Source organism: Anabaenopsis sp. FSS-46 (genome assembly GCF_029891665.1).
Taxonomy (GTDB): Bacteria; Cyanobacteriota; Cyanobacteriia; order Cyanobacteriales; family Nostocaceae; genus Anabaenopsis; species Anabaenopsis arnoldii.
The window spans coordinates 12,971-27,879 of the sequence record NZ_JANQDG010000016.1 but is presented as its reverse complement, the minus strand read 5'-3'; the positions used below and the strand labels follow the sequence as shown (position 1 = coordinate 27,879).

Sequence of the window (14,909 nt, the reverse complement as noted above, 5' to 3'; positions counted from 1 at the left end):
CAGCGTTTAGCAGTATCCCAGCAGCAGTTTTGTACAATCCGCGTTTTACGCTTTGACCTGACGGTTTTCACCCCCTGGGTTTTTCACCATGTTTGTAGAGGCGATCGCCATCCAGGTAAGACGCTTTTGAAGTATACGCCTCTTCGGTAATCGTTAATTTTATGCCATATTCTGGACAAAGTTGTTCATGAAGTTGAATTAGCCGCCCTGTGGGAATGGGGATAAAGTTTTGATTCCCATTGAGTCGCGTTTCAGCCCCTCGCTAAAGCGTAGGGGTTCCCACGCCCCCACTATGTTTTGATAGTTAATTTACATGAAAGTGAAAAAAACTTCCTCTCACTAATTGCCGATCAACACCAAAATTACCCACCTACCGACTGTCATCACCTGGTAAATTAGCAAATACCTGGGAAACTAAATCCCTAGTCTTATCTTCCAAGCGCTGCCAATCCACCTCCCCCGCATCATCAATTAAACTAGGATCAATATTTGCCCCTGCATTCGCCGCAGTGTAATTTATAAAACACACTTGATAACAAATTTCCCATAAATCTATACTCACCTGATGCTGTTGACGCTGCAAAAGTAAATGATATCCTGGATGAGGCATTGGTAGATCAGCAAGAGTAGCGCGAATTTCTTCTGTCTTTTCTACGGTGGCAGTTTCCATTTCTTGCAACAGCTGAGTTACCAAAGCCTTAATTTCATCAGTAGTGTTGGCGGGCCAAATCAGGACATCCTGGTAAGTCCCTTTCCAAGTAGACGCGTCAAGACCCTTGCGAATATTATCCACAACACGAATAAAAGCAGGTTGCATCAGGAGTTCAGCCTGCTGCCATGTGACTGGGTTAGTAATTTTAGGAGGCATTGCTAGTAACCGGGAACAGTAAATGCTAAACAAACAGTCTAAGTTTATTAAAAAACTAAATTTTTTAGTTTAAATCTTTATCGCAAAATAGCGGATTTCATCCCTATAGTTTTTCATGAAATGAAAAATTACGTAAGATCATTAAGTAATAAGTTTGATGGGAAAATATGATCGGTAAGCTATTAGACCATCGTTACCAAATCATTCAAGTCCTCGCTCAAGGGGGATTTGGTCAAACCTATATAGCCCAAGATACCAAGCGACCGGGCAACCCTATCTGTGTTGTTAAGCACCTCAAGCCCTTAACCTCCGACCCCAGAGCTTTTGAGACAGCCCAGCGTTTATTTAACAGCGAAGCGGAAACCTTGGAAAATCTAGGTTATCATGACCAAATACCCCGGCTACTGGCTTACTTTCATGAAAACCAAGAATTTTACCTAGTACAAGAATTTATTGCCGGACAGACCCTAGGGGCGGAACTGATACCCGGTCAGCCTTGGAGTGAAAGCCGAGTCATGGAACTGTTGCTAGGAGTCCTGGAAATCCTCCAATTTGTTCACCAAAAAGGCGTAATTCACCGTGATATTAAACCAGACAACATTATCCGTCGCGCCTGTGACCAGAAATTAGTTTTAGTAGATTTTGGGGCAGTCAAGCAGCTAAGATTACCAATGGCCACTGTTGGGGGAAAAACTACTGCTACAGTTGCCGTGGGGACTCCTGGCTATATGCCTACGGAACAAGGGCAAGGTAAACCCCGCCCTAATAGTGATATTTATTCACTAGGGATTATTGCGATTCAAGCCCTTACAGGACTACCAGCCCTGGAATTAGAAGAAAACACCAATACAGGGGAATTGCTATGGCAGCATTTAGCAACCGTCAACTACCGGTTGGCGGCAGTGCTGACGAAAATGGTACATTATCACTTCAAAGACCGTTACCAAAGCGCAACAGAAGCATTGCAAGCTTGTCATAAAATTCATCCAGTATTTACACCCGCCACACCTCCAGAATCTTCTCACCATCATCACCATCAACCCACTCAATCTTTATCCCCAGTATCCCCAGAAAAAACTGTTGCAGTAGCGCCGGCGAATTTTGTCGCTGTCAAACCAAGTAGTCAAAAATCTGACAAAATAGATCCTTGGCCGTTCTTGATTGGTTTATTTTTAGCAGGTGGGGCGGCGGCTTTAGTCACAAATGTATATCCTAATGTGCGGAAATTAGCGGATAATACTATCAGAAACAACTGCTCGGCTGTGGTTGCTGGTAATTCCAATATTCGTTCTCAACCTAGCTCCATTAATTCTGATATTTTGCAAAAAACCATTACCCATAAGGAGTTTGAGGTTACAGGCAAGCAGACAAAACTAGGTTGGGTACAAGTTAAATTGAATTCTGGTCATTTGGGTTGGGCCCATGTAGATGTCATTACCAATCATCAGGAGTGGGTTTCTTGTCTGGCAGATCAAGGTATTGCTATTAACACAGTAGATGATAGTAATTTGATTGCATCTTCACCAGTTCCTCAGCCCCAACCAGCACAGACATTCAATCAGTCACCGTCTACCAATGATCCTCATGAGTCTGAATCAGGAGATTTGCAAGGCTCCCCCGCTTTGGGTCGGTCTATTCCTGGTATGGCTACGCCAGGTAAGCTATCGCCTTCTTCTGCCCATGACTACGCCACGCAAGCTATGAAACAGACAGTAACTATGATTCATCAGTGGCAAAAAGACTGGGCTAAGGCCGAGGCGCTATTTAATGATATCAATAGAGCTATAGAAGACGGTGAATGGGACAAAGTTTTAGATTATAAAAATAATCCCGAAAAGTTGCCAGATACCCAATACTGGCGCGACAAAATACAATCGTTATTTGAACAAGCAGACGACAATCTGACAAAAGAGACATCACCGAAATTAGATCATCAACAAAGCAAAAAAGTCACTCCTTTACCAAGGTAAGGGAGTGGGAGCCTGGTCAATAACTAAAATCAATATTCTAATTTGGCTATATTGCTCTTAGTGCATCTGGTCATATTCTCGGGCTTCAAATCCTCTGGACTCCATCCGTGAAGAAGGCAAAATCTCCGCGCGACGTACAGGGGCTAAGGGTGGGGTAGGACCATGGTAAGGATGTATAACTTGTACTGTACGACCGGGACGCTGGCGTGGTGCAAATAAAGCCAGTACACCAGCGACTACAACACCACCGCCAATAGTGAGAGTTGCGCCTCCTACTGCCCAAATGATAGGTGAAGACCACAGGGCTGCTGGAGTTTGAGGCTTTAATGCTTCTGATGTAAGTTTTTGGCTATTTTGTTGATTTAACTGTACCTGCTCGTTCTGCCAATTTTGGAATTGGAACTGGAGTTGTTGGTTTTGCGCTCTGAGCTGTTCGTTGTCGCTTTTTAAGCGTTCCAACTGCATATTTAGCCGTTCCATTTCCACCCGCTGCTCTGGATTAGCCTGGGAGGGCGGTTGATTGGGTTGGGGATAGTATGGATTCACCCCATAGGGGGAATACATCTGGGGTTGGGGCATTAGGGGCGGCGCTATAGTAGCCGGTATCTGGGGAGCAGAAACAGCGAAATTACTTTGTATGGGACTATCTGCCCCCCTGAGCAAGACAAGCGCCGCTAGTCCGGCCACGGCAACACCGCCGATAAATGCCATACTCTCACTCATCGCTTTTGCTCCTCTGTTACTCGTGACTGACTCACTCTCACACTCATCATAATTCGCCTACTCAACTTTACATAATACTCAACTATAAGCGACCGGACTAGCTAGTTTTTTTACAGCTTATTTGTGCTGTTAATATTCAAAACTATATTGGCTCAATTGTCCACAAAGTCACTTTCACAAAGTTATGGTTCCATTAGTTTTAACCAACTTTGTCTTCTGGCGCTTGAGTATTTGTGATGTTATCGCTTGTTTTGATCGCAGCCTTGAGATGCTGACAAAATTGGGCGATCGCATTTAGTCCCTGTTCTGGTGTACCTTCTGCTAAACGTTTGACAAATGCACTACCCACAATTGCCGCATCTGCTCCCCATTCTCTGACTTGACGGGCTTGTGCAGCTTCAGAAATGCCAAATCCCACCCCGATGGGTTTACCCGTAACCTCACGTATTTGTTGGAGTAACTCTGACACTCGTGACTCCATTTGAGTTCGCATCCCGGTAACACCAGTGACACTGACCAAATAAATAAATCCTTGGGAAGAGCGAGCAATGGCTTTGATTCTGGCGGGGGAACTGGTAGGAGCCACCAACAAAGTTAAGTCAATACCCATTTCACTTGCTGGTTGCAGCAATTCTGCTGCTGACTCTAAAGGTAAATCGGGGACTACTAATCCTGAAACCCCTGCTGCCGCAATTTGCCCAAGAAACTTGTCAATTCCCCGGTGCAAAATGGGATTGTAGTAACTAAACAGGATAATAGGCGATCGCAAGCCGGGAGTAGTAGCTTGCAACATTTCTAAAACCTGTTCTAACTTTGTCCCTCGTTCCAAGGCGCGAGTAGCAGCCGCTTGAATTACCGGCCCATCTGCTAGAGGATCGGAGTAAGGAATACCGACTTCAATCATATCGGCTCCGTGACGATCCAGAACTTGCAAAGCTGCGGCTGTCGTTGCTAAGTCTGGGTCTCCAGCAGTAATAAACGGAATCAGAGCGCACTCTCGATTTCGTCCCAAGGTGTTAAAGCAATCAGAAATCGCGGTCATGTGTCCAGAATAATTATGAGTCAGTGGTCAGTTTATAAATAACTGATCAATGATAACTTTACACTTGACTTTGTTCTTCTTGTGCGATTTCTGCCTGAATTTTTGCCAGTTCTTCAGGAGTAAGTTCATCTAGGCGTTGTTGGAGGAAGGCCTGTTCATACTGTTCCCGTTGTTCATGGTAGGTCATGTTATTTCCCACCGCCCGGAATATATAGGAAGCCAACCAGCCGAGCAAGCCACTCACTAGTAAAACTTGGCTCCAGATCCCAGCTTGTGCAGCTTCTAAACCCACTAACTGTAATCCTACGTATCCCAAACCACCAGCAATAAAAACACCCAAGCCAATACCAATAGCATCAATGCGTCGCATGAGATTTATGACCTAACAATCTGTTAAACTTCAAGCCGGGGACGGGGCCGCAGATTCACAAACGGCGATAAAACTAATAACCCTGGCAAAAAGAAAAACACCATAAAGTACATCACGGTTCGCTCAATGGATCCGGCTACATACCAGCGCTGTTTGAGGTACAGCATCACAGCAATAGGGATTACTAACAGGTAAGCTCCAGCCAAAGCCAGATACAGCAGGGCTACAATCATATATCTTCTCTTGAGGTGGACAATAGCATTAAGTGCATCTATTCCCCATCATAGGCTGAACCCCTCGCCTGAGGAAAGTCTAGCTATTGCAGTTGTCAAGAAGAAATTGTTTGTATATTCTTGACATAGATGCTACAATCACAAAGGCAACAAAAAACAGTTGAAGTTAAGCACAATTGTAGATACTCAATCCCAGAAAACTAGGAATAAAAACCATAAACTACCAAATCTGGAAAAAAAATCTCAATTTGCTTGTACAAATGACCTACTTGATGCTAATGTAAACTAAGTAGATTGGCTGCCTTAAACAAAAGGGCTACCCAATATAGATATGGGGGTGTGGCGGAATGGTAGACGCTACGGACTTAGAAAACTGAGCCTTGATAGAGAAATCTTTCAAGTGTAAGCTGTCAAACTCAGGGAAACCTAAATCTGTTCACAGATATGGCAATCCTGAGCCAAGCCGAAACAAGTGCTGAGTGTTAAAACTCATAACTAATCGGAAGGTGCAGAGACTCGACGGGAGCTACCCTAACGTAAAGCCGAGGGTAAAGGGAGAGTCCAATTCTCAAAGCCGCAGGTTGTCAAAACCCGGCAGTAGTGAAAACTGCGAGAGAATGAAAATCCGTTGACCGTAAAAGGTCGTGTGGGTTCAAGTCCCTCCACCCCCACTAAAAATTTAACGTAGAAGTACACCTGCCTAGTTAAACATGGGCAGGTTTGATTTTTGGCACAATCTTAGGGTATGGGTTTATTTAGGGAGGCTAGGGCTGCACCAGCAGTTTCGGCGATAATACTAACCAGACGATAAAAAGCGATCGCACTAATTATCACAGCAGAAGGAAACCGATGCTGCAAAAGAGCCATGGCTGTCAGTTCAAACACACCCAAGCCGGACGGGGCACCGGGAACCACAAAACCTAATAACCAAGAAAAGCAAAAAGCACCTAATAATAAAGGTAATTGGCTCAAATGCAATGGAGTCAGGGCAAAAACAGTTAAAACAAACCCAGAACCACGCAAGACTAAAAACCCCAATTCCCCCAACAAAGCCCTAAGGGGATAACGTTTAACTTCCAAAGGAATAGTAGGCTCAGTAGCAGACCTTTTCACCTTGATTTTCTGACAGAAGCAAATCACCGGATTTAAAAATCGGGGATGAACACCAACCAGGACTACAGCCAAACTAAAAAATTGTAATATTTGCACAGAACCGGTAATATGATGAGGGGCAAATTGATTACCGAAGATAATAATCATAATTAAAGCCGCCGCCGCCATTAATAGGGGTTCGAGCAATACGCTTAAAGTAGCAGCACCCACAGGAATCTGAGCATTTTTCGCTGCCATAATTCTGCCATAATGATGCCAGATATTACCAGGTAAATATTTAGCAATATTGGTTTTGAGGTAGACCTGAATAAATTCCACAGGTGGGACTGGTTGATTTAAGTCGTGGAGAATCCAAGTCCATATCCAACCACCCCAAATATGTGCTAGTAAAGTTACCCCTGTGGCTATGCACAGAATTGCCCATGCGACTGCATCAACTTGGATTGTTATCACCTCATACCAATGATCCTTGAGGGCTTTCGCTAAAAAAAATATGGTTACACCGAAAATTAGTCCGCGTAAAATTTGCTTCGTCATTTGCAACAAATAAAGATATCTTAAATCACCCGAATATAATCAATTGCTGGTATTAATCTCTCTACAGTTAGATCATAGTCTGATTTTGGTAGCAAGTATAATGTTACCTACGCTAGAGGTTAACTGATAGTTTTATTTCTAATCTTGAGTGGGGTTATGAAACATAGATGTTTGTAATCCGGTGAGTAAATAGAAAGCTTAGGAACCACAGATAAACAGGGATGAAATTGATATCTGTTAACCGAGAAATGTCAGAATTTGCTGATGCTATCAAATAATCAATTAAATGGGTAACCTATTTTCCTGTAAAAGGAGGATTTGATGGACAATATGATAGCTTTCTGGGAAAAGTTAAAACTACGCCAGTTTGTGGTTATCTTTGTGGCTGGTCTATTGTTGATAGTTACTACTTCTTGTAGTGGAGCAAATCTTCAAGGCTCAAAACCACAAAACCCAGCAGTTCAGGCTGGTGGTGCTAATAATCCTGATAAAGGTGGTGGAGATAAATATACTAAATATAGGATGAGTACAGATACTAAAGCGATTAATTCAGAAGAGAAAAAAGAAATTGATCGAGCTAGTTCACAATCAGATTTACAACTTTTGATAGCCATAAGTAGAGACTCAGAAATACTTTACCCCGGTGCGGATACACCTCAAGGTAGAGTTGAAAAAGAAAAAGAATTGCCTATCATCACTGACAAAAACTTCCAAAGACCTGCGCCTGGTGGTTGGATTCAACGAGAACCGGATATAGGAACTCGCATTCAAGAACGGGTGGAAACAGTACAAGATTCAGTTAAAGAAGCTTCTGGTTTTTTACAAGAAAAGGCAAAACAAGCCAATTCTAGACCTGAGTTACAAAAAAATCCAGCAGTCGGTAAGTAGGAACTTAAAAGCATCACAAGAGTAAAGTTATGAAGAAATTCATTAATTGGCTAAAAAATATTAGTCCTGTGAAGATTTTAACAGTCTTTGTAGCAGTAACATTGCTGTTAACGACACAGGCTTGTAATCGTCCAGGGATAGCTCAACAGCCACCGCAACCCAGTGGTCAACCGCCTAATGTAGAAAGATACGACCCGACAAAAATTTATAAACTTAACACCCCAGAAGGTGGAATGAATAACTTTAGTGATGTCGATCCTAGAGCCAAAGAGGCTGAAAGAGAAGCAAATGCTAGAGCCGCAGAATTGGCCAGAAAAGCGCGGGAAAACGTTCAAAAAAAGGGTATTGATAGCTCGGAGCAATATATTCGCAATTATCAGGAGGGTACACCTTTAGATGAGCGGGTCAGGCGTTTGGGGGAGGACATTGGTAGTTCTGCAGAGGAATTAGGTAAAGGTGTGATTAAGGGGACTCAGCGCGGAGTAGAAAATATTGAGAAAAGCACTCAACGCACTGCCGAAGACCTGACGACAAATATCCAACGCGGGGCGGAGGACACCGCAAAGAGTGTTCAACGCCAAGGGGAGGATGCAGCGGAGGCAGTGAAAAGGAGAATCAGAGAAATTGAGATAGATTAATACCAGGTAAAACTAGCTGTAATTAACTCCAGATTGATGATGCTGCAAATACCAAGCTTGTAATGCTAATCGTTGAACTTCGCGCCAGGGGATATTATGCTTTCGAGCTAATTGTGCACAATCTTCATATTCTGGCTGGACGTTGGCAATACGCTGATCTTGTCTTGGTCGGTGCCATGCAACTTTAACCCGGACAGTGCCATATTCCAGTTCCACTGATTGAATTTCCCGTTGTAAAATGGCGCGCTGTTGGGTGCTGCGGCGAATTCCTAAAGTAGTGGTTTCGCGAAATAAAACTGCTTCACAAGGGAGTAAATTCTCAGGATGGCAAATGACAGTGAGTAAAATTCCCGGGCGTGACTTTTTCATTCCTATGGGTTGGGTGAACACATCCACTGCACCAACGGTAAACAAGGCTTCAAAGACATAGCCGAGGGCTTGGGGATTTAAGTCATCAATTTGGGTTTCAAGTACGGTGATGGTTTCTAAATCGGCATTGGTATCTTCAAAATTATGGGCGGAATCCCCCAGCCACAGACGTAATATATTAGGGATAGGTAAATTAATCGTTCCTGCTCCCAGTCCTACCTGTTTAATGGTCATTGGTGGCGGTGAACCAAACTCTCTAGTTAGGGTAGTAACGATGGCGGCGCCGGTTGGTGTCACGAGTTCCCGATCAATACCATTACTAAAAACTGGACAACCCCGCATTTCCCACAATTTCAATACTGCTGGTACTGGTACAGCCATTTCACCGTGGGCGGCGCGTACTGTTCCCCCTCCTGTGGGTAAGGCTGAACAGTATAGTAGGGGTAATCCTTGATGATTACTGGAAATCCCTAACCAGTCCAAGCCCAAGCAGGTACCGACAATATCGACAATTGCATCTACAGCGCCCACTTCATGGAAATGTACCTTTTCTGGCGCGATCCCATGCACTGCACCCTCAGCTACTGCTAGCTGTCGAAATACTGCCAAACTCCAGGCTTCTACCCGTGATGGCAAGTTAGCTTTGCAGATGATTTTTTCAATTTCTGGGAGGTGGCGGCCGTGATGGTGATGCTTATGTAATAAATCTACATGAACTTTGGTGGCCTGTTGACCATGGCGTTGCACAAGTTCGGCTGTGAGCTGATAATCCTGGTCAATCCCCAATTTATTGAGTGTTTCACGTAAATATTCTACTGGAACACCCAAGCTAACTAAAGCCCCTAGGCACATATCACCAGAAATTCCTGTGGGACATTGAAGATAAGCCACTTTACTCATATAGATAACTTCAACAACTTTATTTTTAGACTTTGCACAATTATTCTGATGTAAATTATGGCCTATTTGAGGCAGGCGCTCATCTATATCGGTGACAATATGTGTAACGCTTAATTTGATATTTTTCCTCGTTGGCACAATTGTCCACCTCTAATTCAAAATTGGCTATGGCAAAAATTTTCGCTGTCCATCCTGATAATCCACAAACTCGACGTATAGAGGAAATAAAGTCAGCGCTCTCTAGTGGCGCAGTGATGCTCTACCCTACAGACACAGTTTATGCTATTGGTTGTGATTTAAATGCCAAGTCGGCAGTAGAACGAGTGCGGCAAATTAAACAGCTAGCCAATGATAAACCACTGACATTTTTGTGTCCTTCATTATCAAATGTGGCAACTTATGCGTTTGTCAGTGATACAGCCTATCGGATTATGAAGCGCTTGATACCTGGTACTTACACGTTTTTACTACCTGCTACCAAGTTAGTACCCCGACTGGTACAAAGTCCTAAGCGAAAAACTACTGGGATTCGTGTACCAGACCATCCGGTATGCTTGGCATTGCTAGCAGCATTGGAAAATCCGATTATTTCCACTTCGGCACATTTACCGCCAGATGATGAACCTGTAGACCTAGATTTACAACCTAGACTATCGCGGATGGAACTGTTTGACCGTTTGGATAATTTAGTAGATTTAATTATAGACACGGGTGAGGAATCAACTTATGAAGTGTCTACGATTTTGGACTTAACGGGAGACGAACCAATGATCACAAGGCAGGGGTTAGGTTGGGAAGCAGCAGCAGCTTGGGTATAACAAACAAACTACACAGGTTTATCTTTTAGTTTCTCCAGAAATGTCATAGAAAAACTCAAGTTTTGAGAGTGACATACTTACATTATCTGGCAGTGGTTAAAACACAATGGCAATAAATGTAGAGATAGCAAGTCTTTTAACCACATTTGAGGCGTGGTAAGTATCTATGTGTCATATCTAACCTGCTGGTTGATATATAGTATTTGCCGTTCTCATAGTTAGCCTGACATCTGTGGTTGATTAACTCTTGCGTGTACTTCACTGAGGCGAGAACATCTATAAGAAGTAACACACTATTTTCCGTGTAAATTTTTCAATTGCCTACAGTCTTGTATCTGAGCAGTGCTTGCAGTGGGTTTTGAGAATGCTAAATAGTTCTCCAGCCAAGGCTGGCCTTATTTGCTGTACCTGCGTTGTAGTTATGGTGCAATACCACACTCACCGAAAAGTCATGAAAGCCAACCTTGTAAATCTACCAACTTCAAAATCTGCTGTTTTCTGCAATGTTTCGCCTGCAGAATTGCTCCAGGACGATGACAATAGCTTGAGACAATTCTTGTATCAAGAAATGCTTTTGTCTGTGAAAGCGGCATCTGAGTGTGTACAAGCAGTATCACAGCGTATAGCTACAGAAGTTGAACGAATATGTCATAAAAGCACCCGTATCCAAGAATCTGGAGAAGTCCAGTCATGGCAACTTAATTTAGCTAGGCATCGCCTGCAAAAGTGCCTGCATTACTACCAACTAGGTTCCCGGCGGGGGAGGGTGGAATTACATAGTACTTTAGGTGCTATGGTTTACCGTCATGTTGCGGCGGCTGGTTCAGAGTTGGGGTTTAATGCTCGTTACACTCTGATTGAAGATTTTTTACAAGCGTTTTACATCGAAGCTATTAAAGCTTTCCGCAGGGAAAACCAATTGTCAGAAGATTATCAACCCCGGACTCAGTTGCAATTGGCAGAATACATGGCTTTTACAGAGCAATATGCTAAACGCCGAATTAATTTACCTGGTGGGAATAATCAGCAATTGATTATCCTTCGCGCTCAAGGTTTTGCTCGTCGTCAGCCCCAAGAAACTACTGTAGATATTGAAATGGCGGTGGAATCTACTAGGAGTGAAGATGCGGAATCTTACCAGCGTCACTCGGCAGTGCAACAGATTAGATCCCAGATGGTTGCTCAAACTAATTTTGATCCGTCGGAGGAGTCGGAGCGCGATCGCGTGATTGCGGAATTGGCAAAATACCTGGAATCTCAAGGTCAGTCTGACTGTGTGGAATACCTGAAGCTGAAATTACAAGACCTCTGTGCCCCAGAAATTGACCAAATCCTGGGTTTAACTAGCCGTGAGCGCGACTATCTACAACAGCGTTTTAAATACCATGTGGAAAAATTTGCCAAGAACCACCAATGGCAATTAGTTCATCAATGGTTGGGTGCAGGTCTAGAGCAAAAGTTGGGTTTAACTTCTGGACAATGGGACATCTTTGTGAGTGTGTTATCTCCTGAGCAGAAACAGATTTTGCAGTTGAAAACTACTCGACACAGTGATCAGGCGATCGCTAAAGCGATAAAATGTACACCTAAGCAGCTGCAAAAGCGCTGGACTCAAATGCTAGAAGTGGCATGGGATATTCGTAATGGCGAGAATCATATCCAAGCCAGTTAAATGTGAATTTATCGCAGATCAACCGATCTTAATTCCCCATCAATAACTCAAAAACTATAAAAAATTACCTCTACTACTTCACTCAAAAAGATGGGGAAATTATGACAAAAGTCAAATGCTGACTATCCAATGGTTTGATAGTTTGATCATCTGCTGCGAAGCCTATTTATTTTAGTACAAAAGTACTATTTTATATTTGTGGTTCAGGTGGCAAAATTAAAAATTTATTAACGTAGTATTTACTGTTGCTTGTAGGAAATCCTAAAATCAGGAAATCTTGTCAAATCAAGCAAAATCAACATGAGTCAGGGCGGAAGGGCAGTTACATCTGGTAATGTCTTAGAAAACTGTGTAGAAGGTACTTTGCAGGGACATGGATATCTTCAAGTAGGCGCTGTTTTACCCAGAAAACAGCGCCTACAATGTCTCTTGAGTGCGAATAATATACCCAAAAGATATGCAAGACAGGTTGATATCGGACCAGGAATTTATGGCAGCGATATAAATGTAGATTTTTATATTATTGGTAGCAGTCCAATTGGTTCTGGACTAATTATTGAATGTAAATGGCAGCAAACTAGTGGTTCAGTAGATGAAAAACTTCCCTATCTCAACTTGAATATTCAAAACTGCTATCCCACACAAGCGATAGTATTAATCGATGGTAAAGGCGCGAAACCACAAGCCATCTCATGGTTAGAAACACAAGTTGTTTCTAATCAAAACTTATTAGCAGTTTTTGACTTGAGAGGCTTTATTACCTGGTCTAATAATAACCTTTAATAGGAAGTTACTAATACTTCAGTGATCTGTCCTCGCTTTTTAGGATTAGAATTAATTGACCTACTGGCTGATATTCTATAAATCTGGAAGCCGGCATAAAGTTGGCGAATAAAGTCACAATCTGAATTAGATAACATAACTTTTACTCCCCGCCCGGCTAGTTCTACAAATATATCTCTGAGTTGAACTTGTTGGGTTTCACCAAAGCAATAGTGACTATAAGCTGTAAAATAACTGGTTGCACTGACAGGATAGTATGGCGGGTCAAAATAGACAAAATCATTACTACTAGTGGCATAATTTAACACATCTGTAAAATCTGCTTGTTTAATTTGCGCGGTATTAAGGGCTGCTGATGCACCTCGCAGTATATCTTCCGGGCAAATATTAGGATTTTTATATTTTCCCAGTGGGACATTAAATTTACCTTGAGAATTGACTCGATAAAGTCCATTGAAACAAGTTTTATTTAGATATATGAAACGCGCAGCTTGTTGTAAGTCAGTCCCTCCCGGTGAGGCTCTGACATGATAGTAATAGTCTTGACTATGCTGCTGATGATGTGCTTGTAACAGAGAGATTAATTCTTCAACACTATCCTTGACACAGCGATAAGTTGTAATTAATTCTGTATTAATATCACTTAATATAGATGCGGGGGGATGGAGATAGAAAAAAACCGCGCCACCTCCTAAAAATGGCTCATAGTAGGTTTGATATTCCTGGGGAAAATATTGATTATATTGTGTGATTAACCGAGCTTTACCACCAGCCCACTTTAAAAATGGACGCGGAAAAATTTTGGGAGATATTTGACTTACCATTGATTCCAACTCAGCTAGCAAACATAAGAAATATAGCGCAGGCAGCATATTTTATCTGAGTTGAGTAATTTTTTGGCTGCATAGATTACAATAAGATAAATGTGAAAGCAAGTGTAATTGTATAACAAGGCAGTATATATTGAAATGTTTGACGGATTTTGGGATAACGTCTTTCGCTACCCGCGCTACTTTGTTACTATCCTCTTAGGGGTGTTTCTCAACACGGTGGAGCCATTAATGCCGTTGTTAAAACGCCCTGTAACCCTGATTGCTCTTTTGGGTTTCTTTGTGGGTAGCCTAGTGTTTGTGAGTCTTACACTGCGGGCGATGCTAGGCTTGAATCCAGTCTAGACTCAAAGCATCAGGGTGTTCTTGTGTGGGGTATTGAGTGCTTCTAACTCGGTCCTGTGCAATTTATATATAATTATGTCGTACAACCTCTGTGAGGAGGCACAACTTTATGGCTACTAATCGCCGCGTTTCCCGCGTTGCTGAATTGATTAAACGGGAAGTTAGCCAAATGCTACTCCATGGTATTAAAGATGACCGTGTAGGTACAGGAATGGTGAGTGTTACTTATGTAGATGTTTCTGGTGATCTCCAACACGCCAAGGTCTACGTCAGTATTTATGGTACAGAGTCGGCTAAATCAGAAACAATGGCGGGGTTAAGGTCTGCAACTGGTTTTGTCCGCAGCGAACTTGGTTCACGAGTTAGGCTGCGTCGCACACCAGAAGTGATTTTTATTGAGGACGATTCTATAGAGCGGGGTACTAAGGTGCTGTCGCTTTTAAACCAACTGGAGTATCAGCGATCGCCAGAAAATACGCAAGTAGCGGATAATACTAGCGATGAAGATGATTAATCTTGAGAAGAAGTAACTCGCTAACAATGTCACTTGAGAACAATTAATTCCTAGTGAATTCGCTAAACACTTAACAGACGGGATGTGATCACGTCTGTTTTAATCTAACTATGAGGATATTTTCTGGCAAAATTCCCATTATTACTGCAATTTATTGATGCTCATTGAGGTTTCGGCTAATTATTTGTCAATTATCAGGAATTATATGCTATAATACTATGTCATAAAATATACTTATAGTTCATATAAGCAAAACCCCAAGAAATATTGACATGATCTTGCCAGTAAGTTAATTT

The 14,909-nt window shown here is 42.5% G+C and carries 16 protein-coding genes; 8 read left to right on the top strand and 8 right to left on the bottom strand.

What is annotated here, in order from left to right; translation table 11 throughout:
- Positions 1-370 precede the first annotated feature (370 nt).
- Positions 371-868 (bottom strand): hypothetical protein, encoded by a 498-nt coding sequence (locus tag NWP21_RS01830; RefSeq protein WP_280791386.1) that lies wholly within the window; start codon positions 866-868, stop codon positions 371-373.
- Positions 869-1,035: 167 nt separating this feature from the next.
- Between NWP21_RS01830 and NWP21_RS01825 the strand changes: the two genes are divergently transcribed.
- Positions 1,036-2,838 carry a serine/threonine protein kinase gene (locus NWP21_RS01825; protein WP_280791385.1) on the top strand — a complete coding sequence of 601 codons (1,803 nt, stop codon included), beginning with the start codon at positions 1,036-1,038 and terminating at the stop codon, positions 2,836-2,838.
- Between the two features lie 57 nt (positions 2,839-2,895).
- On the opposite strand, the gene NWP21_RS01820 is transcribed toward NWP21_RS01825, so the two are convergent.
- From NWP21_RS01820 to NWP21_RS01800, 5 genes are all read right to left on the bottom strand, one after another.
- Positions 2,896-3,561 carry a heterocyst differentiation related protein gene (locus tag NWP21_RS01820; RefSeq protein ID WP_280791384.1) on the bottom strand — a complete coding sequence of 222 codons (666 nt, stop codon included), beginning with the start codon at positions 3,559-3,561 and terminating at the stop codon, positions 2,896-2,898.
- A 199-nt stretch (positions 3,562-3,760) separates the two neighbouring features.
- Positions 3,761-4,603 carry a tryptophan synthase subunit alpha gene (gene trpA, locus NWP21_RS01815; protein WP_280791383.1) on the bottom strand — a complete coding sequence of 281 codons (843 nt, stop codon included), beginning with the start codon at positions 4,601-4,603 and terminating at the stop codon, positions 3,761-3,763.
- Between the two features lie 58 nt (positions 4,604-4,661).
- The gene (locus tag NWP21_RS01810) at positions 4,662-4,973 is read right to left on the bottom strand and encodes a DUF3007 family protein (RefSeq protein ID WP_280791382.1); all 312 of its coding nucleotides are present in this window, start codon (positions 4,971-4,973) and stop codon (positions 4,662-4,664) included.
- A gap of 23 nt (positions 4,974-4,996) precedes the next feature.
- Entirely contained in the window at positions 4,997-5,230 is a 234-nt protein-coding gene (gene ndhL, locus NWP21_RS01805; RefSeq protein WP_271734074.1) for an NAD(P)H-quinone oxidoreductase subunit L, read from the bottom strand.
- Between the two features lie 714 nt (positions 5,231-5,944).
- Complete coding sequence (locus tag NWP21_RS01800) at positions 5,945-6,856, bottom strand: lysylphosphatidylglycerol synthase domain-containing protein (RefSeq protein WP_280791381.1); 912 nt, start codon at positions 6,854-6,856, stop codon at positions 5,945-5,947.
- Positions 6,857-7,177: 321 nt separating this feature from the next.
- On the opposite strand from NWP21_RS01800, the gene NWP21_RS01795 reads away from it, so the two are divergent.
- Together NWP21_RS01795 and NWP21_RS01790 are read left to right on the top strand one after the other, a co-directional pair.
- Entirely contained in the window at positions 7,178-7,744 is a 567-nt protein-coding gene (locus tag NWP21_RS01795) for a DUF6658 family protein (protein WP_280791380.1), read from the top strand.
- A gap of 29 nt (positions 7,745-7,773) precedes the next feature.
- Positions 7,774-8,382, top strand: coding sequence for a hypothetical protein (locus NWP21_RS01790; protein WP_280791379.1), 609 nt, complete (start codon positions 7,774-7,776; stop codon positions 8,380-8,382).
- Positions 8,383-8,394: 12 nt separating this feature from the next.
- Here NWP21_RS01790 and larC read toward each other — a convergent pair whose 3' ends face one another.
- Complete coding sequence (gene larC / locus NWP21_RS01785; protein ID WP_280791412.1) at positions 8,395-9,651, bottom strand: nickel pincer cofactor biosynthesis protein LarC; 1,257 nt, start codon at positions 9,649-9,651, stop codon at positions 8,395-8,397.
- A 167-nt stretch (positions 9,652-9,818) separates the two neighbouring features.
- Between larC and NWP21_RS01780 the strand changes: the two genes are divergently transcribed.
- The 3 genes from NWP21_RS01780 (at position 9,819) to NWP21_RS01770 (ending at position 12,924) form a co-directional block, all read left to right on the top strand.
- Positions 9,819-10,469: an L-threonylcarbamoyladenylate synthase gene (locus tag NWP21_RS01780; RefSeq protein ID WP_271734258.1), complete on the top strand. Its 651-nt coding sequence runs from the start codon at positions 9,819-9,821 to the stop codon at positions 10,467-10,469.
- A 451-nt stretch (positions 10,470-10,920) separates the two neighbouring features.
- Positions 10,921-12,141, top strand: coding sequence for a HetZ-related protein (locus NWP21_RS01775; RefSeq protein WP_280791378.1), 1,221 nt, complete (start codon positions 10,921-10,923; stop codon positions 12,139-12,141).
- Positions 12,142-12,441: 300 nt separating this feature from the next.
- A complete protein-coding gene (locus NWP21_RS01770) occupies positions 12,442-12,924 on the top strand; it encodes a PD-(D/E)XK nuclease superfamily protein (protein ID WP_280791377.1) in 483 nt (160 codons plus the stop codon).
- On the opposite strand, the gene NWP21_RS01765 is transcribed toward NWP21_RS01770, so the two are convergent.
- Complete coding sequence (locus NWP21_RS01765) at positions 12,921-13,748, bottom strand: DNA adenine methylase (RefSeq protein ID WP_280791376.1); 828 nt, start codon at positions 13,746-13,748, stop codon at positions 12,921-12,923. The two genes, NWP21_RS01770 and NWP21_RS01765, sit on opposite strands and share 4 nt — an antisense overlap.
- Before the next feature lie 144 nt (positions 13,749-13,892).
- On the opposite strand from NWP21_RS01765, the gene NWP21_RS01760 reads away from it, so the two are divergent.
- Positions 13,893-14,099, top strand: coding sequence for a DUF751 family protein (locus tag NWP21_RS01760; protein WP_271734254.1), 207 nt, complete (start codon positions 13,893-13,895; stop codon positions 14,097-14,099).
- Between the two features lie 109 nt (positions 14,100-14,208).
- Positions 14,209-14,613: a 30S ribosome-binding factor RbfA gene (gene rbfA / locus NWP21_RS01755; RefSeq protein WP_271734253.1), complete on the top strand. Its 405-nt coding sequence runs from the start codon at positions 14,209-14,211 to the stop codon at positions 14,611-14,613.
- The last annotated feature ends 296 nt before the right edge of the window (positions 14,614-14,909 follow it).